The following is a 24,562-nucleotide window of genomic DNA, read 5'->3' as shown; positions in this document are numbered from 1 at the left end:
TGCCCTGGGTTCAGATCGGCACGTCGAAGGTGACGATCGACACTTCGCCTTCGAGCGCGCCCTGGAAAGCGGAAAGATGCGGCTCCTCGTCGGGTATGCCGTCCATGTCACCGATCTGGTCGAGCTCGGCCTCGGCGTAACCCTCCGCGGCAAGCGATTCGAGCGCGCGTCGCACCGCCGAATCGTCGTCGGGCGCAACCAGCATGACATGCACGCCCTCTACCTTGCCGCCCTTCCTCTTCCATACCCGGCCGGTGATGATGGTGACCGGGCGCTCCTCATTGTCGTTCACGGGCTGATTCCTGTTTTTTGCCAAAGAGACGGGGTGGGCGAGGGGATTTGGGCTGCTCATGCGGACTTTTCGCATGAAGCATGGCTTTGCAACAGTCGAACGCCGGTCACTTTCTTCCTAGAGCTTGCAAAACGGCGAAAGAAAATTACATGCGGTTTTCGCATAGCTGCCAAGCCCCGGCTTCGATGCAATATTTGCCACTCCGGGGTTGACGGTTCGCGGGCTTACGAGTAGAAGCCGCCCAGTCAGAACCGATGTGAGGCTCTCCCTTCCGAAGCGACACGCTTTGGAGTTTGCCTCAAACAGGGTTCGTTTTACGAGCGAAAAGACATTTCCGGCGTGCACGAAGCGGCTTCCGCTTCCTCTGCCATTTGTTCGGGCAAGACCGCGAGGCGCGGTTTATGGCCCGAATTTGCGTATGGAAATGACGCTTTGAGCGGCCCTGACCGGGCGAGACACGGAATTGAGAGACAAGAGGGTTTAATGCCTACCGTCAACCAGCTGATCCGCAAGCCGCGCATTGCGCCGGTGAAGCGCAACAAGGTCCCGGCCATGCAGCAGAACCCGCAGAAGCGGGGCGTCTGCACACGCGTCTATACCACGACGCCGAAGAAGCCGAACTCGGCGCTGCGCAAGGTGGCCAAGATCCGCCTGACCAATGGTTTTGAAGTGATCGGTTACATCCCCGGCGAAGGTCACAACCTTCAGGAACACTCCGTGGTCATGATCCGCGGCGGCCGCGTCAAGGATCTTCCGGGCGTTCGCTACCACATCATCCGCGGCGTGCTCGACACGCAGGGCGTGAAGAACCGCAAGCAGCGCCGTTCGAAGTACGGCGCCAAGCGTCCGAAGTAAGATTTTCCGGCCCTGACGCTGCTTGAATGCGTCGGGCTACGAGATTGAGAGACAAAAGCCATGTCGCGTCGTCACAGTGCAGAAAAGCGTGAGATCAATCCGGATCCGAAGTTCGGTGATCTGATCGTTACCAAGTTCATGAACGCCGTCATGTATGACGGCAAGAAGTCGGTCGCCGAGACCATCGTCTACGGCGCGCTCGACCAGGTTCAGTCGAAGACCAAGCAGGAGCCGGTTACCGTCTTCCATCAGGCGCTCGACAATGTCGCGCCGCATGTGGAAGTGCGTTCGCGTCGCGTCGGCGGCGCCACCTACCAGGTTCCGGTCGACGTGCGCCCCGAGCGCCGTCAGGCGCTGGCCATTCGTTGGCTGATCGCTGCCGCCCGCAACCGCAACGAGACGACGATGGTCGACCGCCTGTCGGGCGAGCTGATGGACGCGGCCAACAACCGCGGCACCGCCGTCAAGAAGCGTGAAGACACCCACAAGATGGCTGAAGCCAACCGCGCTTTCGCGCACTACCGCTGGTAAAGCGCGAACGAGACTGAGAGGCAGCTACGATGGCCCGCGAATACAAAATCGAAGACTACCGCAATTTCGGTATCATGGCGCATATTGACGCCGGCAAGACGACGACCACCGAGCGCGTCCTCTATTACACGGGCAAGTCGCACAAGATCGGCGAAGTGCACGACGGCGCTGCCACCATGGATTGGATGGAGCAGGAGCAGGAGCGCGGCATCACCATTACGTCCGCCGCGACCACGACCTTCTGGAAGGGTCGTAGCGGCAAGATGTACCGCTTCAACATCATCGACACCCCCGGACACGTCGACTTCACCATCGAAGTCGAGCGTTCGCTGCGCGTTCTCGACGGCGCCATTGCGCTGCTCGACGCCAATGCCGGTGTCGAGCCGCAGACGGAAACCGTCTGGCGCCAGGCCGACAAGTATCGCGTTCCGCGCATGATCTTCTGCAACAAGATGGACAAGATCGGCGCCGACTTCTACCGCTCGGTCGAGATGATCGGCTCGCGCCTCGGTGCGCATGCCGTCGTCATGCAGCTGCCGATCGGCGCCGAGACCGAGTTCAAGGGCGTTGTCGACCTCGTCGAGATGAATGCGCTGGTCTGGCGCGACGAGACGCTGGGCGCTGCCTGGGATGTCGTCGAGATCCCGGCCGACCTTCAGGCTCGTGCGGAAGAATATCGCGAGAAGATGATCGAAGCCGCTGTCGAAATGGACGAGACGGCGCTTGAGAATTACCTCGAAGGCAAGATGCCGTCGAATGACGAGATCCGCGCGCTGATCCGTAAGGGCACCATCGCGGTCAAATTCTACCCGATGTTCTGTGGCTCGGCCTTCAAGAACAAGGGCGTGCAGCCGCTGCTCGACGCCGTCGTCGAATATCTGCCTTCGCCGGCCGATGTTCCCGCCATCAAGGGTGTCGATGCCAAGACCGACGCCGATATCGAGCGTCATGCGGACGATAACGAGCCGCTGTCGATGCTCGCCTTCAAGATCATGAACGACCCGTTCGTCGGTTCGCTCACCTTTGCCCGCATCTATTCGGGCAAGCTCACCAAGGGCATCTCGGTCGACAACACCGTGAAGGGCAAGAAGGAGCGCATTGGCCGCATGCTGCAGATGCATGCGAACTCGCGCGCCGACGTCGAAGAGGCTTTTGCCGGCGACATCGTCGCTCTGGCCGGGCTCAAGGACACGACCACTGGCGATACGCTCAGCGATCCGCTGCACCCGGTCATCCTCGAGCGCATGGAATTCCCGGATCCGGTCATCCAGATCGCCATCGAGCCGAAGACCAAGAACGACCAGGAAAAGATGGGCCTCGCCCTTCACCGCCTGGCCGCCGAGGATCCGTCTTTCCGCGTCAAGACCGATGAGGAATCCGGCCAGACCATCATTTCTGGCATGGGCGAACTCCACCTCGACATCATCGTCGACCGCATGCGTCGCGAGTTCAAGGTCGAGGCCAATGTCGGCGCTCCGCAGGTGGCTTATCGCGAGACGATCACCCGCAAGCACGAGCAGGACTACACCCACAAGAAGCAGACCGGCGGTACCGGCCAGTTCGCTCGCGTCAAGATCGTGTTCGAACCGAACCCGGAAAGCAGCGAGTTTGAGTTCGAGACCAAGATCGTCGGCGGCGCCGTGCCGAAGGAATACATCCCCGGTGTCGAAAAGGGCATCAACAGCGTCATGACCTCGGGTCCGTTCGCGGGCTTCCCGATGATCGGCGTCAAGGCAACCCTGATCGACGGCGCTTATCACGACGTGGACTCGAGCGTTCTGGCCTTCGAAATCGCCGGCCGCGCCTGCTTCCGTGAAGCCGCACCCAAGCTTGGCGTGCAGCTGCTCGAGCCGATCATGAAGGTCGAAGTCGTGACGCCGGAAGACTACGTCGGCAGCGTGATTGGTGACCTGAACGGCCGTCGTGGCCAGATCCAGGGCCAGGAAGCGCGCGGCGTGGCTGTCGTCATCAACGCGATGGTGCCGCTCGCCAACATGTTCAAGTACGTCGACAACCTGCGCTCGATGAGCCAGGGCCGCGCGGCCTACACGATGCAGTTCGATCACTACGAGCCTGTGCCGACCGCGGTCGCCCAGGAAGTTCAGAAGAAATACGCGTAACCCGAACGGGTTGCATCGGTAACTTAATTCAAGGCCCGTATGGGCGAGCAGATTGGAGACATCACATGGCAAAAGGTAAATTCGAGCGCAACAAGCCTCATGTGAACATCGGCACGATTGGTCACGTTGACCATGGCAAGACGTCGCTGACGGCGGCGATCACGAAGTATTTTGGCGAGTACAAGCGCTACGACCAGATCGATGCGGCGCCGGAAGAGAAGGCACGCGGCATCACGATCTCGACGGCTCACGTCGAATACGAGACGGCCAACCGCCACTATGCCCACGTCGACTGCCCCGGCCACGCCGACTATGTGAAGAACATGATCACCGGTGCTGCGCAGATGGACGGCGCGATCCTGGTCGTGTCGGCTGCCGACGGCCCGATGCCGCAGACCCGTGAGCACATCCTGCTCGCCCGTCAGGTCGGCGTGCCGTCGATCGTTGTGTTTTTGAACAAGGTCGACCAGGTCGACGACGCTGAGCTGCTCGAACTGGTCGAGCTCGAGGTTCGCGAGCTTTTGTCGAAGAACGAATTCCCCGGCGACGACATTCCGATCGTCAAGGGTTCGGCGCTGGCCGCTCTGGAAGATTCGAACAAGACGATCGGTGAAGACGCGATCCGCGAGCTGATGGCTGCGGTCGACGCCTACATCCCGACGCCGGTTCGTCCGCTCGACAAGCCGTTCCTGATGCCGATCGAAGACGTGTTCTCGATCTCGGGCCGTGGCACGGTCGTCACCGGCCGCGTCGAGCGCGGCATTGTCAAGGTCGGCGAGGAACTCGAGATCATCGGCATCCGTCCGACGACCAAGACGACCTGCACGGGCGTCGAAATGTTCCGCAAGCTGCTCGATCAGGGCCAGGCTGGCGACAACATCGGCGCGCTGCTGCGTGGCGTTGATCGTGAAGGCGTCGAGCGCGGCCAGGTTCTGGCCAAGCCCGGCACGGTGAAGCCGCACAAGAAGTTCGTGGCCGAAGCCTACATCCTGACCAAGGACGAAGGTGGCCGTCACACGCCGTTCTTCACCAACTACCGTCCGCAGTTCTACTTCCGCACGACCGACGTGACCGGCATCGTGTCGCTGCCGGAAGGCACCGAGATGGTTATGCCCGGCGACAACATCACGGTCGATGTCGAGCTGATCGTGCCGATCGCCATGGAAGAGAAGCTGCGCTTCGCCATCCGTGAAGGCGGCCGCACCGTCGGTGCCGGCATCGTCGTCACCATCAAAGAGTAATTTGGACTTAAACCGATCTGTCGCGGGCGCGGAAGTTGCCCGCGCCGCGCCAGAACAAGGAAGTGACGCATGAACGGACAGAATATCCGCATCCGCCTGAAGGCGTTTGATCACCGCGTGCTCGACGCCTCGACGAAGGAAATCGTGTCGACGGCCAAGCGCACCGGTGCCAACGTCCGCGGCCCCATTCCGCTGCCGACGCGGATCGAAAAGTTTACGGTCAACCGGTCGCCTCACGTCGACAAGAAGAGCCGCGAGCAGTTCGAGATGCGCACGCACAAGCGTCTGCTCGACATCGTCGATCCGACTCCGCAGACCGTCGATGCTTTGATGAAGCTCGATCTGGCCGCCGGCGTCGACGTCGAGATCAAGCTCTAAGGGAATGAGAGCGCGGTAAGGGGCGGTGCCCCTGGCCCGGAACTCTAAAGGAATTGAACCGATGCGTTCAGGTGTGATTGCAAAGAAGGTGGGAATGACCCGCATCTACAACGATGCCGGGGAACATGTTCCCGTCACCGTTCTCCAGATGGAGAACTGCCAGGTCGTGGCGCAGCGCACGCAGGAGAAGAATGGCTACACCGCCGTTCAGCTCGGCGTTGGCCTCGCCAAGGTGAAGAACACGTCGAAGGCGATGCGCGGCCATTTCGCGACCGCTTCCGTCGAGCCGAAGGCGAAGGTCGCCGAGTTCCGCGTCTCCGCCGACAACATGATCGATGTCGGCGCCGAGATCACCGTCGAGCACTTCGTCGCCGGCCAGAAGGTCGATGTGACGGGTACGACGATCGGTAAGGGTTTCCAGGGCGTCATCAAGCGTCACCACATGGGTGGTGGCCGCGCGACGCACGGTAACTCGGTCTCGCACCGTACACACGGTTCGACCGGCCAGCGCCAGGACCCGGGCAAGGTGTTCAAGGGCAAGCATATGGCTGGCCACATGGGCGACACCCGCGTCACCACACAGAATGTCGAGATCGTTTCGACCGACGCCGATCGCGGCCTGATCCTGATCCGCGGTGCGGTTCCCGGATCGAAGGGCGCCTGGATCCTGGTCCGCGATGCGGCCAAGGTGGCACTGCCGGCCAATGCGCCGAAGCCTGCCGCGATCCGCGTCGTTGCCAAGAACGAGGCTCCGGCCGCAGAGGGAGCAGAATAATGGATCTCAAGATCACAACGCTCGGCGGTAAAGACGCCGGCAAGGTGGAACTCTCCGAGGAGATTTTCGGCCTTGATCCGCGCGAGGACATCCTGCAGCGCGTCGTGCGCTGGCAGCTTGCCAAGAAGCAGCAGGGCACGCACAAGGCCAAGGGCCGCGCCGAAATCGCGCGTACCGGCGCCAAGATGTACAAGCAGAAGGGTACGGGCCGCGCCCGTCACCATTCGGCACGCGCTCCGCAGTTCCGCGGCGGCGGCAAGGCCCACGGCCCGGTCGTTCGCAGCCATGAGCATGAACTGCCCAAGAAGGTTCGTGCGCTTGGCCTCAAGCATGCTCTCTCGGCCAAGGCCAAGAGCGCGTCGATCATCATCATCGACGAGCTGAAGCTGACCGAAGCCAAGACGAAGGCGCTGATCGCGAATTTCGCGACGCTGGGCCTGACCAACGCCCTGGTGATTGGCGGCGCCGAGCTTGACAAGAACTTCAAGCTCGCAGCCACCAACATCCCGAACATCGACGTGCTGCCCATCCAGGGCATCAACGTCTACGACATTCTGCGCCGCGGCACGCTGGTCCTTTCGAAGGCCGCCGTCGAGGCTCTCGAGGAGCGCTTTAAATGACCGACCTTCGTCATTACGACGTGATCGTCTCGCCGGCGATCACCGAAAAGTCGACCATGGCCTCCGAGCAGAACCAGGTCGTCTTCAACGTCGCCAAGAAGGCGTCGAAGCCGGAAATCAAGGCCGCCGTCGAAGCGCTGTTCGGCGTCAAGGTGATGGCCGTGAACACGCTTGTCCGCAAGGGCAAGATCAAGCGCTTCCGCGGCACGATCGGCCGCCAGAGCGACGTCAAGAAGGCGATTGTGACGCTGGCCGACGGCCAGTCGATCGACGTCGCGACGGGTCTCTGAGCAAGGCCGCGAGGACAGAACAATGGCACTGAAAAAATTCAACCCGGTAACGCCGAGCACCCGCCAGCTGGTCATCGTCGACCGCTCGGGCCTCTACAAGGGCAAGCCCGTCAAGGGTTTGACCGAGGGCCTGACCAAGTCGGGCGGCCGCAACAATCACGGTCGTATCACCGCCCGCTTCATCGGTGGTGGCCACAAGCGTTCGTACCGCATCATCGACTTCAAGCGTCGCAAGTTCGACGTTGTCGGCACGGTCGAGCGTATCGAGTATGATCCGAACCGCACCGCCTTCATCGCGCTGATCAAGTATGATGATGGTGAGCTGTCCTACATCATTGCTCCGCAGCGTCTGGCTCCCGGCGACAAGATCGTGGCCGGCGAATCGGTCGACGTGAAGCCGGGCAACGCGATGCCGCTGGCCTCGATGCCGGTCGGCACCATCGTCCACAACATCGAGCTGAAGCCGGGCAAGGGCGCCCAGGTCGCTCGTTCGGCAGGCGGTTACGGCCAGCTGGTCGGCCGTGACCAGGGCATGGCGATCCTGCGCCTCAATTCGGGCGAGCAGCGTGTCGTTCACGGCTCCTGCATGGCCACCGTCGGTGCCGTGTCCAATCCGGACCATGGCAACATCAACGACGGCAAGGCCGGCCGCACGGTTTGGCGTGGCAAGCGTCCGCACAATCGCGGCGTGACCATGAACCCGGTTGACCACCCGCACGGCGGCGGCGAAGGCCGCACCTCCGGTGGTCGTCATCCGGTCAGCCCGTGGGGCAAGCCGACCAAGGGCAAGAAGACGCGGTCCAATAAGGCGACCGACAAGTTCATCCTGCGCTCGCGCCATCAGCGCAAGAGCTAAGAAGAGGTAACGCCAAGTGACTCGTTCTATTTGGAAAGGCCCCTTCATCGACGGCTACCTTCTCAAGAAGGTGGATAAGGTTCGTGAAGGTGGTCGCAATGAGGTGATCAAGATGTGGAGCCGTCGCTCCACCATCCTGCCGCAGTTCGTCGGCTTCACCTTCGGTGTCTATAACGGCCAGAAGCATGTTCCTGTTGCGGTCAACGAGGACATGGTCGGTCACAAGTTCGGTGAATTCGCTCCGACCCGGACCTATTACGGTCACGGCGCGGATAAGAAGGCGAAGAGGAAATAATCATGGGCAAGGCCAAAGCTCCGCGCAGGCTTGCTGACAACGAAGCGCGCGCCGTATTGCGCACGATCCGTATCAGCCCGCAGAAGCTGAACCTCGTTGCCGCGCTGATCCGCGGCAAGAAGGTCGCGACAGCACTTTCCGATCTCGAATTCTCGGCCAAGCGGATTTCCGGCACGGTCAAGAAGACGCTGGAATCGGCGATTGCCAACGCGGAAAACAACCACGACCTGGATGTCGATGCGCTGATCGTGGCGGAAGCCTATGTCGGCAAGTCGATTGTCATGAAGCGGTTCCATGCCCGTGGTCGTGGTCGCGCCAGCCGTATCGAGAAGCCGTTCTCGCACCTCACGATCGTCGTTCGTGAAGTCGAAGAAAAAGGGGAGGCCGCATAATGGGCCAGAAAGTCAATCCGATCGGTCTTCGCCTCGGCATCAACCGGACCTGGGATTCGCGCTGGTTCGCGAACACCGGCGAGTACGGCAAGCTGCTGCATGAGGACATCAAGATCCGCAAGTATCTTGAGAAGGAACTCAAGCAGGCTGCGATCTCCAAGGTCGTGATCGAGCGTCCGCACAAGAAGTGCCGCGTCACCATCCACGCCGCGCGCCCGGGTCTGATCATCGGCAAGAAGGGCGCCGACATCGAGAAGCTTCGCAAGAAGCTGATGGAGATGACGAAGTCCGAGACGCACCTCAACATCGTTGAAGTGCGCAAGCCGGAAATCGACGCGACCCTGGTCGCCCAGTCGATCGCCCAGCAGCTCGAGCGTCGTATCGCGTTCCGTCGCGCCATGAAGCGTGCCGTTCAGTCGGCGATGCGCCTCGGTGCCGAAGGCATCCGCATCAACTGCGCCGGCCGTCTTGGCGGCGCCGAGATCGCGCGCATGGAATGGTATCGTGAAGGCCGCGTGCCGCTGCATACGCTGCGCGCCGATGTCGACTACGGCACGGCCGAAGCGCATACGGCTTACGGTATCTGCGGCGTCAAGGTCTGGGTATTCAAGGGCGAGATCCTCGAGCACGATCCGATGGCTTCGGAGCGTCGCGCGACCGAGGGTGATGCTGCGCATGGCGGTGGTGGTGATCGCGAACGCGGTCGTCGTCGCGAAAACGCCTGAGACATTTAGGAATTTGGAGTTAGAACGATGCTGCAGCCAAAGCGCACAAAGTTCCGCAAGCAGTTCAAGGGCCGTATCCATGGTACCGCAAAGGGCGGCACCAACCTGGATTTCGGTGGTTTCGGGCTGAAGGCGCTTGAGCCGAACCGCGTCACCGCGCGTGAGATCGAGGCGGCCCGCCGCGCGATCACGCGTGAAATGAAGCGTGCCGGCCGCGTCTGGATCCGTATTTTCCCAGACGTGCCGGTCACCTCGAAGCCGACCGAAGTGCGCATGGGCAAGGGCAAGGGCGCGGTCGACTACTGGGCGGCGCGCGTCAAGCCGGGCCGCATCATGTTCGAGATCGACGGCGTCAATGAAGAAACCGCCCGTGAGGCGCTGCGTCTCGGCGCGGCCAAGCTCTCGGTCAAGACGCGCTTCGTACAGCGCATCGCAGAATAGGACGGGCTGATCATGAAAGCCGAAGACATCCGGACCAAGACCCAGGATCAGCTGACCGACGACCTGGCCAGCCTGAAGAAGGAGCAGTTCAACCTGCGCTTCCAGAAGGCCACCGGCCAGCTTGAGAAGACCGCGCGCGTGAGACAGGTCCGTAAGGACATTGCGCGCATCAAGACCATCGCTGCGGAAAAGTCCGCGGCTAAGAAGGCTTAAGGACGAAAACCATGCCAAAGCGCATTCTGCAGGGCACCGTCGTCAGCGACAAGAACGAGAAGACGGTTGTCGTCAAGGTCGAACGGCGCTTCACGCATCCCGTGATGAAGAAGACCGTGCGCATGACCAAGAAGTACAAGGCGCACGACGAGAACAACGCCCACAAGGTTGGTGATCAGGTGTTCATCCAGGAATCGAAGCCGATTTCCAAGGACAAGCGCTGGATCGTCGTGTCTTCGGACCAGGCGTAAACAAAACGAATTTTGGACAGACCGGGGAGGGGCTTAGAGCCCGTCCCGTTAGAAAAGAAGAAGGCGGCCAGTCATGATTCAGATGCAAACAAACCTCGACGTGGCGGATAATTCCGGCGCGCGTCGTGTCATGTGCATCAAGGTGCTGGGCGGCTCGAAGCGGAAATACGCTTCCGTGGGCGACATCATCGTGGTGTCCATCAAGGAAGCCATTCCGCGCGGCCGCGTTAAGAAGGGCGATGTGATGAAGGCGGTCGTGGTTCGCACGGCCAAGGACATCCGCCGCCCGGACGGCAGCGTGATCCGTTTCGACAAGAACGCGGCCGTTCTCGTCGACAACAAGAAAGAGCCGATCGGCACGCGTATCTTCGGACCGGTTCCGCGCGAACTCCGCGCCAAGAACCACATGAAGATCATCTCGCTCGCGCCTGAAGTGCTGTAAGGAGCCGGACCAATGCAAAAGATTAGAAAAGGCGACAAGGTCGTCGTGCTGGCTGGCAAGGACAAGGGCCGTTCGGGCGAAGTCCTGTCGGTTCAGCCGAAGGATGACACCGCGCTGGTGCGCGGCGTCAACATGATCCGTCGTCACCAGAAGCAGTCCCAGTCCCAAGAGGGCGGGATCATCACCAAGGAAGCGCCGATCCAGCTGTCGAACATCGCGCTGGCCGACCCCAAGGATGGCAAGCCGACCCGCGTCGGTTTCATCTTCCAGAAGGACGGCAAGAAGGTGCGCGTCGCCAAGCGCTCGGGAGAAGTCATCAATGGCTAAGTCTCAAACCAAGCAGGCGACTGCAACCAACACGCCGCGCCTCAAGCAGGTCTATAACGAGACCATCCGCAAGGCGCTGCAGGAGCAGTTCGGCTACGACAACGACATGCAGGTTCCGCGCCTCGACAAGATCGTGCTGAACATGGGTGTCGGCGAAGCGACCGCCGATTCCAAGAAGCCTTCGGTTGCGGCCGAAGATCTGGCGATGATCGCCGGCCAGAAAGCCGTCGTCACCCGCGCCCGCAATTCGATCGCTGGCTTCAAGGTCCGCGAGAACATGCCGATCGGCGCCAAGGTCACGCTGCGCAAGGAACGTATGTACGAGTTCCTCGACCGCCTCGTGAACATTGCACTGCCGCGCGTCCGCGACTTTCGCGGACTGAACCCCAAGAGCTTCGATGGCCGTGGCAACTACGCCATGGGCATCAAGGAGCACATCGTGTTCCCGGAGATCAACTACGACAAGGTTGATCAGATCTGGGGCATGGACGTCATCGTTTGTACGACTGCGAAGACGGACGACGAAGCCCGGGCATTGCTCAAGGCTTTCAACTTCCCCTTCCGCCAGTAACGGCAGCGAGAAAAGGAAAAATCTGAAATGGCAAAGACCAGCTCAGTCGAGAAGAACAACAGGCGCCGCAAGCTTGCCGACCAGTACGGTCCCAAGCGCGCTGCCCTGAAGGCGATCATCATGGATCAGTCCAAGCCGATGGAGGAGCGCTTCCGCGCTCAGCTCAAGCTTGCCGCCATGCCGCGCAACTCGGCCAAGATCCGCATCCGCAACCGCTGCGAAGTCACCGGCCGCCCGCGTGCCTACTATCGCAAGCTCAAAGTATCGCGCATCGCGCTTCGTGATCTCGGCAATAACGGCCAGATCCCGGGCCTGGTCAAGTCGAGCTGGTAAGGAGGACATAACATGTCATTGAGCGATCCTCTCGGCGATATGCTGACCCGCATCCGCAACGCCTACGGCCGCAAGAAGTCGAGTGTCTCGACGCCGGCTTCGCGTCTGCGCACCCGCGTCCTCGACGTGCTGAAGGCTGAAGGCTATATCCGCGACTACAGCCAGACCGACTTCGACAACGGCAAGTCCGAAATCGAAATCGAGCTGAAGTATTTCGACGGTGCGCCGGTCGTACGCGAAATCGCCCGCGTCTCGAAGCCGGGCCGCCGCGTTTACGTCTCGGCCAAGTCGATCCCGCACGTCGCCAACGGCCTCGGCATCGCCATCCTTTCGACGCCGAAGGGCGTGATGGCCGATCACGAAGCACGCGAACAGAACGTCGGTGGCGAGATCCTCTGCCAGATCTTCTGATCTGGCAGCTGACCCGCAAAGTGGAATCCGGTCTTCGGATCGTTCCGAAGACAGAGACCTGAAACAAGAGAAGTGACGAGGACAACAAAATGTCTCGTATTGGAAAGAAACCCGTTTCGCTGCCGCAGGGCGTGACCGCGACCGTCAACGGCCAGACCGTGACGGCGAAGGGCCCCAAGGGCGAGCTGAAGTTCGTGGTGAACGACGAAGTCCTGGTCAAGATGGAAGGCAGCGAGATTGCTGTCCAGCCGCGCGACCAGACCAAGACCGCTCGCTCGAAGTGGGGCATGTCGCGCACGCAGATCGTCAACATCCTGCAGGGCGTGAAGGACGGCTTTGAGAAGAAGCTCGAGATCACCGGCGTCGGTTATCGTGCGGCACTTCAGGGCAAGAACCTGCAGCTGGCACTTGGCTTTAGCCATGACGTCGTCTACGAGACGCCGGCCGGCATCACCATCACGGTGCCGAAGCCGACGGAAATCACCGTGACCGGCATCGACAAGCAGCAGGTTGGCCAGGTGGCTGCCGAGATCCGCGAATACCGCGGCCCCGAGCCCTACAAGGGCAAGGGCGTCCGTTACGCTGGCGAGAAGATCGTCCGCAAGGAAGGCAAGAAGAAGTAGTGGCTTGGCCCCGAAAGGTTGCAGACTTTTCGGAAAGGGCCAAACCAAAGAAGTGCAACGCCGCGGGGAGCGGTCGCGGGAGGCGCTTTCGCCTACCGCATATGGCGGCCCCCGTCTTTTGAAGGCAAGGAACTATCATGGCTAGCAAAGAGTCCATCCAGCGCCGCGCGCAGCGCGTCCGCCGTCAGATCAAGAAGGTCGCCGGCGAGCGTCCGCGTCTCTCGGTTCACCGCACGTCGAAGAACATCTACGTGCAGGTTATTGACGACGCCAAGGGCCACACCATCGCCGCCGCTTCGACGCTTGAGAAGGACCTCAAGGGTTCGCTCAAGACCGGCGCCGACACCGCGGCCGCTGCTGCGATCGGCAAGCTGATCGCCGAGCGTGCCACCAAGGCCGGCGTCAAGGAAGTCGTCTTCGATCGCGGCGCCTACATCTACCACGGCCGCGTCAAGGCGCTGGCAGAAGCCGCTCGCGAAGGTGGCTTGAGCTTCTAATTTCGCCCCCGGTGACCCACAGAGGCGCCGGATCTCATCATCAACCGTGCTTCCGGAAAAAAACAAGGAACAGGATATGGCACAGGAACGTAGGGAAGGCGGCCGCGGCCGCGAGCGTGAAGAGCGCGATGACGGCATGGTGGACAAGCTCGTCCACATCAACCGCGTCGCCAAGGTCGTCAAGGGCGGCCGTCGCTTTGGTTTTGCCGCACTTGTCGTCGTCGGCGACCAGAAGGGCCGCGTCGGCTTCGGTCACGGCAAGGCACGCGAAGTGCCGGAAGCCATCCGCAAGGCAACCGAATCGGCAAAGCGCGACATGATCTTCGTGCCGCTGCGCTCGGGTCGTACGCTGCATCATGACGTCGAGGGACGTTGGGGTGCTGGACGCGTTCTGCTGCGCGCTGCCAAGCAGGGTACCGGCATCATCGCCGGCGGCCCAATGCGCGCTGTCTTCGAGACGCTGGGCATGCATGACGTGGTCGCCAAGTCGATGGGTTCGTCGAACCCTTACAACATGGTTCGCGCCACTTTCGACGCGCTGAAGAGCCAGATGCATCCCAAGGATGTGGCTGCCGCGCGCGGCATCAAGTATTCGACCCTTCAGGCCCGCCGCGGCACCGCCGTTGCGGCTGAAGAATAGTCGATCTGACCAGGGATTTTGACCATGGCCAAGAAAGCAACCAAGACCATCACCGTTGAGCAGATCGGTTCGCCGATCCGCCGCCCGAAGGAACAGCGTGCGACGCTGGTCGGCCTCGGCCTCAACAAGATGCACAAGCAGCGCACGCTGGAAGATACGCCTTCCGTGCGCGGCATGATCGCCGCCGTTCAGCATCTCGTCCGCGTCGTGGACGAGGGCTGAGCCAAAGCGCAGGAGAACCCAGATGAAACTCAACGATCTGCGTGACAAGGACGGCGCGACGCATTCCAAGAAGCGTCTCGGCCGCGGTATCGGTTCCGGCTCCGGCAAGACCGCCGGTCGCGGCGTCAAGGGCCAGAAGGCGCGCTCCGGCGTCGCCATCAACGGCTTCGAGGGTGGCCAGATGCCGCTCTACCGGCGCCTGCCGAAGCGTGGCTTCAACAACATCTTCGCCAAGAGCTTCACTGTCGTGTCGCTGGCCCGTATCCAGGTCGCCATCGATGCCAAGAAGCTCGACGCCAAGGCAACCGTGACGGCTGAATCGCTGGTTGCCGCCGGCGTCATCCGCCGCGTCAAGGACGGCGTTCGCATCCTCTCGGACGGTGAGATCAAGGCAAAGCTCGCCTTCGACGTCGCCGGTGCCTCCAAGGCCGCGATCGAGAAGATCGAAAAGGCCGGCGGTTCGGTCAAGCTGCCGGAAAAGGCAGCTGCCGAGTAACGGCAATTTGAAGCGCGATCGGCAAGGATGGAATCCCGTTTTTGCGCATGATTGCGCTTTGATCTGCTCAATTAGGCGGCCGCGTCAACGCGGCCGCTTGCATGTTTACAGCCCGGAGCTTATCTCGTGAGCTTCGGTGAAACGCACCGCCTGACCTCACGGGCCATCAAGCGTTACCAAGCGGAGAATCAGGCATGGCTTCGGCTGCTGAACAACTAGCCTCGAATCTGAATTTCTCGGCCTTCGCCAAGGCGGAGGACCTGAAGAAACGCATCTGGTTCACCATTGGCGCGCTGCTCGTCTATCGCCTCGGCACCTACATTCCGCTTCCCGGCATCAACCCCGACGCCTTCGCCCAGGCCTTCTCCTCGCAGAGCAAGGGCGTGCTCGGCATGTTCAACATGTTCGCCGGCGGCGCTGTGCAGCGCATGGCGATCTTTGCGCTCGGCATCATGCCTTACATCTCCGCCTCCATCATCATGCAGCTGATGACGTCGGTCATCCCGTCGCTGGAAGCGTTGAAGAAGGAAGGCGAGCAGGGCCGCAAGGTTATCAACCAGTACACGCGCTACGGCACCGTGCTGCTCGCGCTGGTGCAGGCCTACGGCATTTCAGTGGGACTGGAGAACGGCAACGGCATCGTCAGCGATCCCGGCATGTTCTTCCGCATCTCGACCGTCGTCACGCTGGTTGGCGGCACCATGTTCCTGATGTGGCTCGGCGAGCAGATCACCGCGCGCGGCATCGGTAACGGCATTTCACTGATCATCTTCTCCGGCATCGTCGCCGGCCTGCCGCATGCCATTTCCGGCACGTTGGAACTGGGCCGCACCGGCGCCCTGTCGACCGGCCTGATCCTGGCGATCATCGTCCTGGCCATCGTCGTCATCGCGCTCATCGTGTTCTTCGAGCGTGCCCAGCGCCGCCTGCTGATCCAGTATCCGAAGCGCCAGGTCGGCAACCGCATGTTCCAGGGCGATACCTCGCATCTGCCGCTGAAGCTCAACACCTCGGGCGTCATTCCGCCGATCTTCGCGTCGTCGCTGCTCCTGCTGCCGGCCACCGTCGCCGGTTTCTCGCAGACGACGAACATGCCCGCCTGGGCGAGCACCATCCTGGCCTCGCTTGGCCACGGCCAGCCGCTCTACATGGCTTTCTACGCGGCGATGATCGTGTTCTTCGCCTTCTTCTACACAGCGATTGTGTTCAACCCGAAGGACACCGCCGATCAGCTCAAGAAGCATTCGGGCTTCATCCCGGGCTATCGTCCGGGCGAGCGCACCGCCGATTATATCGATTACGTTCTCACCCGCATCACCGTCGTCGGCGCCATCTATCTGGTGCTGGTGTGCCTGCTGCCGGAGTTCCTGATCTCGGCGACTGGCGTACCATTCTACCTTGGTGGCACATCGCTTCTGATCGTGGTCAGTGTCACGCTCGATACGGTTGCGCAGATTCAGGGCCACCTGATCGCGCACCAGTATGAAGGCCTGATCAAGAAGTCGAAGCTGCGCGGGGGGAAGAAAGCCAGATGAGGTTGATTTTGCTTGGGCCGCCAGGGGCGGGCAAGGGGACACAAGCACAAAGACTGGTAGACAAATACGGCATACCCCAGCTTTCGACGGGCGACATGCTGCGTGCCGCCGTTCAGGCCGGGTCCGAAGTCGGCAAGCGTGCCAAGGCGGTGATGGATGCCGGTGAACTGGTGTCCGACGCCATCGTCAACGCCATCGTCGCCGAGCGGATCGACCAGGCCGATTGCGCCGGCGGGTTCATTCTCGACGGCTACCCGCGCACGCTGGTACAGGCCGATGCGGTTGAATCGATGCTATCGGAGCGTGGCATCAGCCTCGACACGGTCATCGAACTGGTCGTCGACGACAGGGCCCTGGTCGGCCGCATCGTCAAGCGTGCAGAGGATGCCAAAGCGGCCGGCCAGCCGGTGCGCAAGGACGACAATCCCGCGGTGTTCGAAGAGCGCCTGCGCGAGTACTACAAGAAAACCGCTCCGCTGACCGGCTATTATTACGCCAAGGGCAGGCTCAAGACGGTCGACGGCATGGCCAGCATCGACGCGGTGACCGCCGAGATCGAAGCCGTGCTCGCGGCAGCTGCAAAGGCGCGGTAAGGGAATTTAAAGATTAAGCTTGACGGGGACGGTTCGCTGCGGTATGGCGGCCCGTCTTCCTATCAGTTGCGCACTTTGCTTGTCCGCAAGGGCAAGGCAGTCGCTTTGAACTGGAAACTCCCGCAAGGGCCGGCCTCCACCGGACGCGGGGCAATCTGAATAACGCCGGCTCGTCCGGCCCACATGGAGAAGAGAAGAACATGGCTCGTATTGCCGGCGTCAACATTCCGACCAACAAGCGCGTCGTCATTGCGCTTCAGTACATTCACGGCATAGGCAAGAAGTTCGCCCAGGAGATCGTCGACAAGGTCGGCATCCCGGCCGAGCGCCGCGTCAACCAGCTGACCGACGCGGAAGTCTTGCAGATCCGCGAGACCATCGACCGCGACTACCAGGTCGAAGGCGACCTGCGCCGCGAAGTCTCGATGAACATCAAGCGGCTCATGGACCTCGGCTGCTACCGCGGCCTGCGTCACCGCCGCTCGCTGCCGGTTCGCGGCCAGCGCACGCACACCAATGCACGTACCCGCAAGGGCCCGGCCAAGTCGATCGCCGGCAAGAAGAAGTAATTTGGGGCAGTAAGGAGTAGGGCGGTAAGGCAATAGGACCGGCAGACATACTGCCCTCCTGCCATATTTCCCTACTGCCTTCTCCCTGGTGGAGCCGCTGGCATTACGGCGGTGTAGAGATCAACTGAAAGGACTATCATGGCCAAGGAAGCCGCTCGTGTTCGCCGTCGCGAACGCAAGAATATCTCGTCGGGCGTTGCCCACGTCAATTCGACCTTCAACAACACGATGATCACCATCACCGACGCGCAGGGCAATTCGATCGCCTGGTCGTCGGCCGGTGCCCAGGGCTTCAAGGGTTCGCGCAAGTCGACCCCGTTCGCTGCCCAGATGGCTGCCGAGGACGTTGCCAAGAAGGCCCAGGAACACGGCATGCGCATGCTCGAAGTCGAGGTCTGCGGACCTGGCTCGGGTCGTGAATCGGCGCTGCGCGCCCTGCAGGCGGCCGGCTTCACCATCACCTCGATCCGTGATGTGACGCCGATCCCGCACAATGGCTGCCGCCCGCGCAAGAAGCGCCGCGTCTAAGAAATTACCGAACGCCGCGCGAACGCCGAAAGGCGTTCCTCCGCGGTATTCCAGGTCGCCCGCCACGATTGGATGGTGGCGGGTCAACGGAAGGAAAGCATCATGATCCAGAAAAATTGGCAGGAACTGATCAAGCCGAACAAGATCGAGTTCTCGTCGAAGAAGAAGACTCTGACCACGCTGGTCGCCGAGCCGCTCGAGCGCGGCTTTGGCCTCACGCTGGGCAACGCGCTGCGCCGCGTGCTTCTGTCTTCGCTGCGCGGTGCGGCTGTCACCGCCGTGCAGATCGACGGCGTCCTGCATGAATTCTCGTCCATCGCCGGCGTGCGCGAGGACGTGACCGACATCGTTCTGAACATCAAGGAAATCGCCATCCGCATGGAAGGCGACGGCCCCAAGCGCATGGTCGTTCGCAAGCAGGGACCGGGTGCGGTTCTGGCCGGCGACATCCAGACGGTTGGCGACGTCGAGATCCTCAACCCCGACCACGTCATCTGCACGCTGGACGAAGGCGCTGAAATCCGTATGGAATTCACCGTCGACACTGGCAAGGGTTACGTGCCGGCCGAGCGCAACCGCGCCGAGGACGCGCCGATCGGCCTGATCCCGGTCGACAGCCTCTACTCGCCGGTCAAGAAGGTCTCCTACAAGGTCGAAAACACCCGCGAGGGCCAGGTTCTCGACTATGACAAGCTGACCATGACCATCGAGACCGACGGTTCGATCTCGGGCGAAGACGCGGTGGCTTTCGCCGCCCGCATCCTGCAGGACCAGCTCGGCCTGTTCGTCAACTTCGACGAGCCGCAGAAGGAAGTCGCTGCCGAGGCCGTCACCGAGCTCGCCTTCAACCCGGCGCTGCTCAAGAAGGTCGACGAACTCGAGCTTTCGGTGCGTTCGGCCAACTGCCTGAAGAACGACAACATCGTCTACATCGGCGATCTCATCCAGAAGACCGAAGCCGAGATGCTGCGCACTCCGAACTTCGGCCGCAAGTCGCTGAACGAGATCAAGGAAGTCCTGGCGGCAATGGGCCTGCACCTCGGCATGGAAGTGCCGGACTGGCCGCCGGAAAACATCGAAGACCTCGCCAAGCGTTACGAAGATCAATATTGAGCATGAATTCCAAGGATCGGCGGCGTGGGCCGCTCGATCCGCCGGTCATGCGGAAAACCATCAGGGGCCGCGGCCTCTTGAACAACTGAAGAAGGAAAAGAGCCATGCGCCACGGTTTTAAAGGCCGCCGCTTCGCCCGAAGCATTAGCCATCGCAAGTCGATGTTCGCCAACCTCGCCGTGTCGCTGCTCGAGCACGAGCAGATCGTCACCACCTTGCCGAAGGCCAAGGACCTGCGTCCGATCGTCGAGAAGCTGGTGACGCTCGGCAAGCGCGGCGACCTGCACGCCCGCCGCCAGGTCATTGCCCAGATCGGCAATGAAGGCGTCGTCAAGCGCCTGTTCGACACCATCGCGCCGCGCTACGCCAACCGCAATGGCGGCTATCTGCGCATTATGAAGGCGGGCTTCCGTCACGGCGACAATGCCGCGATGGCCGTCATCGAGTTCGTCGATCGCGACACCTCGGCCAAGGGCGCCGGCGACCGCGCGCGCATTGAAGCCGAAGGCACCGAAGCGGACGCCGCTGCCGCATAACGCTGCGTCTTTCCGGACTGAATTGAAGGGGCCTGCGGGCCCTTTTTCTTATTCTGCGCGTGCCATCGCGTGCCCAAAACGATCGGCTGGCGCGAAAATAATCGGATTTCAGCGGCTTAGCCTTTCATTTTGCACAATCGTCGGGACAATGCGCCCGAACTTGCCTTGGAGGATTCGCGAATGCGCGCCAAAAGACTGTCCCTCGTTCTGCTCTGCGCCTTCATGGTGTTCGCAGCCGCACCGGCAGTTCGGCAGGCGCTGGCCGAAGACGCCGCAAAGCCTGCCGATCCCGGCCTGTCGGACGTGCTGACCGATCTGTTGCATGGCGTTGAAGGCGAGAATTCCACCTCGGGGCCAGACAAGCGCGTGCCGTTCGGCCGCGAGGAGGTGCAGCTTTCGTTTGCGCCGCTGGTCAAGCAGACCGCGCCGGCCGTGGTCAACGTCTATGCCTCGCAGACGGCCAAGGTCACATCGCCTTTTGAAGGCGATCCGTTCTTCGAGGAGTTTTTCGGCCGTGCTCAGCCGCGCGCACAGTCCTCGCTGGGCTCGGGCGTGCTCGTCGATCCGAGTGGTGTCATCGTCACCAATTTCCACGTCATCAAGGATGCCGATGAGGTCAAGGTGGCGACTGCCGACGGCCGCGAATTCACCTCGAAGGTGATGCTCAAGGACGAGACGCTCGACCTTGCCGTGCTCAAGATCGAATCCGACAAACCGTTCCCGGTCATCGCCATCGGCGATTCCGACGCGCTAGAGGTCGGCGATCTGGTGCTGGCCATCGGCAACCCCTTCGGCGTCGGCCAGACCACCACCAGCGGCATCGTTTCGGCGCTTGCCCGCAGCCATATCGGCGTTTCGGATTCGGGCTATTTCATCCAGACCGACGCCGCCATCAACCCCGGCAATTCCGGCGGCGCGCTGATCAACATGGGCGGCCAACTGGTCGGCATCAACACCGCGATCTACAGCCGCAGCGGCGGTTCGATCGGCATCGGCTTTGCCATCCCAGCCAACATGGTGCGGGCTTTTGCCGATGCCGCCAAGGCAGGCCTCGATTTCTTCGAACGGCCCTATATCGGCGCCGAGTTCGAAGCGGTGACGCCGCAGATCGCCGAATCGCTTGGCATGGAGAAGCCGACAGGGGCTCTTGTCTCTTCCGTCGAAGCGACCGGACCGGCGGGCAAGGCTGGGCTGAAGGCGGGCGATGTCGTGCTGCAGATCAACGGCAAGCCCGTCGAGAGCATCGAGGCGCTGGACTATCGCATGGCGACGCTGTCGATCGGCACCAAGGCGAATTTCGCGATCCTGACCAAGGGCCAGCAAGCGGCGATGGATATCGCGCTGGAGCGCGCGCCGGAGGGTGCAAAAGCCTCGGAAGTGACGCTGCACGGCCGCAGCCCGTTCTCGGGCGCCAAGGTTGCCGAACTGTCGCCGCGGCTGGCTCAGAAGCTCGGCCTGCGCACGGATCTCAAAGGTGTCACGGTGATCGACATCAACCGCGATTCGCCGGCCGCCGATTTCGGCTTCCAGCCGGGCGACATCGTACGTGAGGTCAACGGCACCGCCATCGACACCGCCGCGACGCTGGCGCAGGTTGCCCAGCAGGATACGCGCTGGTGGCGCTTTACCGTCGAGCGCGGCGGGCAGATACTGCGCCAGGTGTTGCGTTACTGAGTTCGATCTGAAGGGATCGCGCTCCAAACCAAAAGAAGTGCATGGCCGATCTGTTCAGCGTCGATGAACCGGAGAAGGCGCCGCCCGGGCGGCCGCTGGCCGACAGGCTGCGACCGAAAAACCTTGGCGAGGTCGTCGGCCAGGATCATCTGACGGGACCCGATGGCGCGCTGACCCGCCTGATCGGATCTGGTTCGCTCGGCTCGATGATCTTCTGGGGACCGCCGGGCACCGGCAAGACCACGGTGGCCGGGCTGCTCGCCGGCGAGACCAGCCTTGCGTTCGAGCAGATATCGGCGGTGTTTTCCGGTGTCGCCGACCTGAAGAAGGTCTTCGAGGCGGCCAAGCTGCGCCGCGCCAACGGCCGCCAGACCCTGCTTTTCGTCGACGAGATCCATCGCTTCAACCGCGCCCAGCAAGATTCCTTCCTCCCCGTCATGGAGGATGGGACGGTGGTCCTGGTTGGCGCCACAACCGAGAACCCGTCCTTCGAACTGAATGCCGCGTTGCTGTCTCGCGCGCGCGTCATGGTCTTTCATTCGCTGGGTGAGGAGAGTATCGCCAAGCTGATGGTGCGGGCGGAGGAGACTGAGGGCAGGGCGCTGCCGCTCGACGACGAGGCGCGTACGATGCTGATCCGCATGAGCGATGGCGATGGCCGCGCATCGCTGACGCTGGCAGAGGAAGTCTGGCGCGCCGCCAAGCCCGGCGAGATATTCGATCCCGAAGGGTTGCAACGCATCGTCCAGCGCCGCGCGCCGATCTACGACAAGGGTCAGGACGGCCATTACAATCTGATCTCGGCGCTGCACAAGTCGGTGCGTGGCTCCGACCCTGATGCAGCGCTCTACTATCTCGCGCGCATGTTCGATGCCGGCGAGGATCCGCTCTATCTCGGCCGCCGGCTGGTGCGCATGGCGATGGAGGATATCGGCCTCGCCGATCCGCAGGCGCTGGTCGTCGCCAATGCCGCCAAGGATGCGTACGACTATCTGGGCTCGCCGGAGGGCGAGCTCGCCTTTGCCGAAGCAACCGTCTATCTCGCCACCGCGCCCAAATCCAATGCAGTCTACACCGCTTTCAAGGCAGCCACGCGCGCTGCCAAGGAGCATGGCTCACTGCTGCCGCCCAAGCACATCCTCAACGCGCCGACCAAGCTGATGAAGGAAGAGGATTACGGTGCGGGCTATCGCTACGACCATGATGAGCCGGACGCCTTTTCGGGCCAGGACTATTTTCCCGAGAAAATGGGCCGCCAGACCTTCTACGATCCGCCTGAGCGTGGTTTCGAGCGCGATATCAGGAAGCGGCTCGACTATTGGGCAAAGCTGCGCAAAGAGCGGGAATAACCGACTTGCGCGGCCCGGTGGTCGTCACGCTTCGAAGCCAGGCCTCGCCATGGGCCGTTCCCGCCTCGGTTGTTCTTCACACGCTGCTCGCAGCAACGCTGGCCTTGATGCCGATGCCGAAACCGCCGAAGCGGTTGGAAGAGGAACGGGTATCCGTCGACATTCTGACGCCGCAGCAGTTCGAGGCCTCGACAAGGCCACCGCCAGTGCACGCACCGCCGCCGGCACCAGAGGCACGAGCGACGGTGCCCACGCCATCGCCGAGTGCTCCTCAATCTCTACCGCCCTCCGCGCCGGCCATGATCCGGCCCACCGAAATGCTGTCGGCCAAGACGCTCGCCGATCCGCGCAGCCGGCAGGCGCGCGCCGATCTTTCGACCTTCGCCGACGACGAGCGCATGGTGCAATTGTGCAATCTCGAGGCCATGGACCAGATCCGGCGTTGGCGCGCGGACTTTCATCCGGAACGCGTCGTGCCTTACGCAACGGCCGAGGAGAAGGTCCGCGGCACCACGATCGCCGCCGACGGCGCGGCTTTCCGCAGCCGCAAAAACTGGTATAATCTGAAGTTCAAATGCCAACTCGCACAGGACGGCGAAAGCGTCATCGGCTTTGAGTTCCTGGTCGGCGATCCCGTGGCCAGGGAGAAATGGGACGAGCTCGGCTTGCCAGCGGTGCATTGACCCCAGCGGTTCATTGACCGAAGTCTGGCGAATTCCACCAGGCAGCTGCCAGGCCACGACGTCGTGGCGTTGTGCGGCGACCCAAAAAACCTTATCAAGGCGCACGGCCGGGCGGTGGTCGTTGCCGAGATTTGGCACACTCATTCGCAACAGGATCGCGCTCCGCGCGTGGAAAAATGACAAAAACCCTTCGCAAATCCCTTCGCAAATTCGCCATCGCCATCCCGCTTCTCGCCCTTGGCTTCTACTTCATCCCCATTCTGACGACGATCTTCATCGTTTGCGGCCTGATCGACGTGCTGCGCAACGACAGGAAGGATCTGTCGCTGTTCTCAGGCTACTTCCTTGGCAACGGCCTGTTCACCTGGCTGCTGTCGCCGTTCAACCTGCTGGTCGATCTGCTCTGCTACAGGAACCCCGGCGTCTGGAAGCTGGAGCAGTTTCCGGAGGATTATCAGCGCGAGGTCAATGAAGTTCTCGACATCTTCAAGGCGCGCAAGGACGAGATCATCGCCGACATCGACGCCAATTTCGGCGCCGGCCGGCGCGGTATGTATGTCTACCAGTGGTATGGCAAGCACAGGATCGACAACGTCGCCGAGTTCAACAAGGATTTCAAATACATCAAGACCATCGCCGTGTCGGTCTTCAGCAAGCGCGAATCGACCTCCTGGCATTTCGGTCCGCTGCGGCTCAGCCTGCGCATCCTCTACAATCTGGTCCCGGTGAAGTCGGAGATCTTCGTCGAATGCGGCAACGTCAAGAACTACTGGTACGACAACCCGCTGTTCATTTTCGACGACACGCTGCTGCATCGCTCGGTCAACGAGTATGACGGCCGCCGCTACTGCGTGTTCATGGACATCATCAGGCCGTCCCCGGTTCCCAGGCTTATCGCCGGCATGCTCGCGGTTGTCTCGGTCAGCGTCGAACGCATCAATTCGATGTTCTACAAGAACTGGAAGATGATCGGCTCGACCAAGCCGAAGAAGGTCGAAACCACCTGAACAGAAAACCCGTCGACCGGCAGCGGTTCGCAAGTAAGCACCTCTGCCGGTTACCCGTGGGCCGCCCCACCTAGGTGTTCTCCATGCTCGCGCCGTGCGCGTTCGAGCAACGGCCCATTTGGGCTCTCAACAATTCAT

36 protein-coding genes are annotated in these 24,562 nt (G+C 61.8%); 35 read left to right on the top strand and 1 reads right to left on the bottom strand.

All coding sequences use genetic code 11. The features are described 5' to 3' along the window. Nucleotides 1-10: 10 nt before the first annotated feature. Nucleotides 11-292 (bottom strand): hypothetical protein, encoded by a 282-nt coding sequence (locus tag AC56QX_RS24595; protein WP_027044972.1) that lies wholly within the window; start codon nt 290-292, stop codon nt 11-13. Between the two features lie 483 nt (nt 293-775). Between AC56QX_RS24595 and rpsL the strand changes: the two genes are divergently transcribed. From rpsL to AC56QX_RS24420, 35 genes are all read left to right on the top strand, one after another. Further along, nucleotides 776-1,147 carry a 30S ribosomal protein S12 gene (gene rpsL, locus AC56QX_RS24590; protein ID WP_006333356.1) on the top strand — a complete coding sequence of 124 codons (372 nt, stop codon included), beginning with the start codon at nt 776-778 and terminating at the stop codon, nt 1,145-1,147. Nucleotides 1,148-1,207: 60 nt separating this feature from the next. Next, a complete protein-coding gene (gene rpsG, locus AC56QX_RS24585; protein WP_008875664.1) occupies nt 1,208-1,678 on the top strand; it encodes a 30S ribosomal protein S7 in 471 nt (156 codons plus the stop codon). A 29-nt stretch (nt 1,679-1,707) separates the two neighbouring features. Continuing rightward, nucleotides 1,708-3,798, top strand: coding sequence for an elongation factor G (gene fusA, locus AC56QX_RS24580; RefSeq protein WP_464610642.1), 2,091 nt, complete (start codon nt 1,708-1,710; stop codon nt 3,796-3,798). 65 nt (nt 3,799-3,863) lie between these two features. Continuing rightward, complete coding sequence (tuf, locus tag AC56QX_RS24575) at nt 3,864-5,039, top strand: elongation factor Tu (protein ID WP_027044958.1); 1,176 nt, start codon at nt 3,864-3,866, stop codon at nt 5,037-5,039. A gap of 69 nt (nt 5,040-5,108) precedes the next feature. Next, complete coding sequence (gene rpsJ / locus AC56QX_RS24570) at nt 5,109-5,417, top strand: 30S ribosomal protein S10 (protein WP_010909272.1); 309 nt, start codon at nt 5,109-5,111, stop codon at nt 5,415-5,417. Nucleotides 5,418-5,478: 61 nt separating this feature from the next. After that, the gene (gene rplC / locus AC56QX_RS24565) at nt 5,479-6,192 is read left to right on the top strand and encodes a 50S ribosomal protein L3 (RefSeq protein WP_497111107.1); all 714 of its coding nucleotides are present in this window, start codon (nt 5,479-5,481) and stop codon (nt 6,190-6,192) included. Then, nucleotides 6,192-6,812, top strand: coding sequence for a 50S ribosomal protein L4 (rplD, locus tag AC56QX_RS24560; protein ID WP_006333366.1), 621 nt, complete (start codon nt 6,192-6,194; stop codon nt 6,810-6,812). The genes rplC and rplD overlap by 1 nt, the downstream gene beginning before the upstream one ends. Further along, the gene (locus tag AC56QX_RS24555) at nt 6,809-7,102 is read left to right on the top strand and encodes a 50S ribosomal protein L23 (protein ID WP_010909275.1); all 294 of its coding nucleotides are present in this window, start codon (nt 6,809-6,811) and stop codon (nt 7,100-7,102) included. The genes rplD and AC56QX_RS24555 overlap by 4 nt, the downstream gene beginning before the upstream one ends. 22 nt (nt 7,103-7,124) lie before the next feature. After that, nucleotides 7,125-7,958 (top strand): 50S ribosomal protein L2, encoded by an 834-nt coding sequence (gene rplB, locus AC56QX_RS24550; protein WP_172229142.1) that lies wholly within the window; start codon nt 7,125-7,127, stop codon nt 7,956-7,958. Nucleotides 7,959-7,974: 16 nt separating this feature from the next. Then, the gene (gene rpsS, locus AC56QX_RS24545) at nt 7,975-8,253 is read left to right on the top strand and encodes a 30S ribosomal protein S19 (RefSeq protein ID WP_027044977.1); all 279 of its coding nucleotides are present in this window, start codon (nt 7,975-7,977) and stop codon (nt 8,251-8,253) included. 2 nt (nt 8,254-8,255) lie between these two features. Beyond that, a complete protein-coding gene (gene rplV, locus AC56QX_RS24540; protein ID WP_006205462.1) occupies nt 8,256-8,645 on the top strand; it encodes a 50S ribosomal protein L22 in 390 nt (129 codons plus the stop codon). Beyond that, on the top strand, nt 8,645-9,370 hold the full coding sequence (rpsC, locus tag AC56QX_RS24535) for a 30S ribosomal protein S3 (RefSeq protein WP_023672753.1): 726 nt from the start codon (nt 8,645-8,647) through the stop codon (nt 9,368-9,370). The genes rplV and rpsC overlap by 1 nt, the downstream gene beginning before the upstream one ends. Before the next feature lie 27 nt (nt 9,371-9,397). Then, nucleotides 9,398-9,811: a 50S ribosomal protein L16 gene (gene rplP / locus AC56QX_RS24530; protein WP_013531427.1), complete on the top strand. Its 414-nt coding sequence runs from the start codon at nt 9,398-9,400 to the stop codon at nt 9,809-9,811. Between the two features lie 12 nt (nt 9,812-9,823). After that, entirely contained in the window at nt 9,824-10,024 is a 201-nt protein-coding gene (gene rpmC / locus AC56QX_RS24525; protein ID WP_006205459.1) for a 50S ribosomal protein L29, read from the top strand. Nucleotides 10,025-10,035: 11 nt separating this feature from the next. Then, complete coding sequence (gene rpsQ / locus AC56QX_RS24520) at nt 10,036-10,275, top strand: 30S ribosomal protein S17 (RefSeq protein WP_010909280.1); 240 nt, start codon at nt 10,036-10,038, stop codon at nt 10,273-10,275. Between the two features lie 73 nt (nt 10,276-10,348). Continuing rightward, nucleotides 10,349-10,717: a 50S ribosomal protein L14 gene (gene rplN, locus AC56QX_RS24515; protein ID WP_006205457.1), complete on the top strand. Its 369-nt coding sequence runs from the start codon at nt 10,349-10,351 to the stop codon at nt 10,715-10,717. Nucleotides 10,718-10,729: 12 nt separating this feature from the next. Next, nucleotides 10,730-11,044, top strand: a complete 315-nt coding sequence (gene rplX, locus AC56QX_RS24510) for a 50S ribosomal protein L24 (protein ID WP_006205456.1) — start codon at nt 10,730-10,732, stop codon at nt 11,042-11,044. Continuing rightward, a complete protein-coding gene (gene rplE / locus AC56QX_RS24505; protein WP_172229140.1) occupies nt 11,037-11,615 on the top strand; it encodes a 50S ribosomal protein L5 in 579 nt (192 codons plus the stop codon). Before rplX ends, rplE begins: the two co-directional genes overlap by 8 nt. A gap of 27 nt (nt 11,616-11,642) precedes the next feature. Beyond that, entirely contained in the window at nt 11,643-11,948 is a 306-nt protein-coding gene (gene rpsN, locus AC56QX_RS24500; protein WP_013895695.1) for a 30S ribosomal protein S14, read from the top strand. A gap of 12 nt (nt 11,949-11,960) precedes the next feature. After that, nucleotides 11,961-12,359 carry a 30S ribosomal protein S8 gene (gene rpsH / locus AC56QX_RS24495; RefSeq protein ID WP_006205453.1) on the top strand — a complete coding sequence of 133 codons (399 nt, stop codon included), beginning with the start codon at nt 11,961-11,963 and terminating at the stop codon, nt 12,357-12,359. An 89-nt stretch (nt 12,360-12,448) separates the two neighbouring features. Next, a complete protein-coding gene (gene rplF, locus AC56QX_RS24490) occupies nt 12,449-12,982 on the top strand; it encodes a 50S ribosomal protein L6 (protein ID WP_023682603.1) in 534 nt (177 codons plus the stop codon). A 137-nt stretch (nt 12,983-13,119) separates the two neighbouring features. Beyond that, a complete protein-coding gene (gene rplR, locus AC56QX_RS24485; RefSeq protein ID WP_172229138.1) occupies nt 13,120-13,479 on the top strand; it encodes a 50S ribosomal protein L18 in 360 nt (119 codons plus the stop codon). A 76-nt stretch (nt 13,480-13,555) separates the two neighbouring features. Next, complete coding sequence (gene rpsE, locus AC56QX_RS24480; protein WP_032933400.1) at nt 13,556-14,119, top strand: 30S ribosomal protein S5; 564 nt, start codon at nt 13,556-13,558, stop codon at nt 14,117-14,119. 24 nt (nt 14,120-14,143) lie between these two features. Beyond that, on the top strand, nt 14,144-14,341 hold the full coding sequence (gene rpmD / locus AC56QX_RS24475; protein WP_006205449.1) for a 50S ribosomal protein L30: 198 nt from the start codon (nt 14,144-14,146) through the stop codon (nt 14,339-14,341). A 22-nt stretch (nt 14,342-14,363) separates the two neighbouring features. Next, complete coding sequence (rplO, locus tag AC56QX_RS24470; protein ID WP_027044981.1) at nt 14,364-14,837, top strand: 50S ribosomal protein L15; 474 nt, start codon at nt 14,364-14,366, stop codon at nt 14,835-14,837. A 194-nt stretch (nt 14,838-15,031) separates the two neighbouring features. Continuing rightward, the gene (gene secY / locus AC56QX_RS24465) at nt 15,032-16,372 is read left to right on the top strand and encodes a preprotein translocase subunit SecY (RefSeq protein ID WP_015317976.1); all 1,341 of its coding nucleotides are present in this window, start codon (nt 15,032-15,034) and stop codon (nt 16,370-16,372) included. Further along, complete coding sequence (locus AC56QX_RS24460; protein ID WP_258583910.1) at nt 16,369-16,965, top strand: adenylate kinase; 597 nt, start codon at nt 16,369-16,371, stop codon at nt 16,963-16,965. The genes secY and AC56QX_RS24460 overlap by 4 nt, the downstream gene beginning before the upstream one ends. A gap of 200 nt (nt 16,966-17,165) precedes the next feature. Beyond that, complete coding sequence (gene rpsM, locus AC56QX_RS24455) at nt 17,166-17,534, top strand: 30S ribosomal protein S13 (RefSeq protein ID WP_006205445.1); 369 nt, start codon at nt 17,166-17,168, stop codon at nt 17,532-17,534. Between the two features lie 138 nt (nt 17,535-17,672). Next, nucleotides 17,673-18,062, top strand: coding sequence for a 30S ribosomal protein S11 (gene rpsK, locus AC56QX_RS24450; RefSeq protein WP_006205444.1), 390 nt, complete (start codon nt 17,673-17,675; stop codon nt 18,060-18,062). 102 nt (nt 18,063-18,164) lie between these two features. Next, nucleotides 18,165-19,175 (top strand): DNA-directed RNA polymerase subunit alpha, encoded by a 1,011-nt coding sequence (locus AC56QX_RS24445; RefSeq protein ID WP_006205443.1) that lies wholly within the window; start codon nt 18,165-18,167, stop codon nt 19,173-19,175. A gap of 104 nt (nt 19,176-19,279) precedes the next feature. Further along, nucleotides 19,280-19,711 carry a 50S ribosomal protein L17 gene (gene rplQ / locus AC56QX_RS24440; protein WP_258583909.1) on the top strand — a complete coding sequence of 144 codons (432 nt, stop codon included), beginning with the start codon at nt 19,280-19,282 and terminating at the stop codon, nt 19,709-19,711. A gap of 180 nt (nt 19,712-19,891) precedes the next feature. Continuing rightward, complete coding sequence (locus AC56QX_RS24435; RefSeq protein WP_497111106.1) at nt 19,892-21,385, top strand: DegQ family serine endoprotease; 1,494 nt, start codon at nt 19,892-19,894, stop codon at nt 21,383-21,385. A gap of 41 nt (nt 21,386-21,426) precedes the next feature. After that, nucleotides 21,427-22,734: a replication-associated recombination protein A gene (locus tag AC56QX_RS24430; protein ID WP_497111105.1), complete on the top strand. Its 1,308-nt coding sequence runs from the start codon at nt 21,427-21,429 to the stop codon at nt 22,732-22,734. A gap of 5 nt (nt 22,735-22,739) precedes the next feature. Beyond that, on the top strand, nt 22,740-23,417 hold the full coding sequence (locus AC56QX_RS24425) for a DUF930 domain-containing protein (RefSeq protein ID WP_497111104.1): 678 nt from the start codon (nt 22,740-22,742) through the stop codon (nt 23,415-23,417). A 176-nt stretch (nt 23,418-23,593) separates the two neighbouring features. Next, complete coding sequence (locus AC56QX_RS24420; RefSeq protein WP_497111102.1) at nt 23,594-24,424, top strand: aspartyl/asparaginyl beta-hydroxylase domain-containing protein; 831 nt, start codon at nt 23,594-23,596, stop codon at nt 24,422-24,424. The last annotated feature ends 138 nt before the right edge of the window (nt 24,425-24,562 follow it).

It is taken from the genome of Mesorhizobium sp. RCAM 06353, assembly GCF_059683585.1.
Note: the sequence above shows the minus strand (reverse complement) of the source record. Positions and strands in the feature narration are given on the sequence as shown.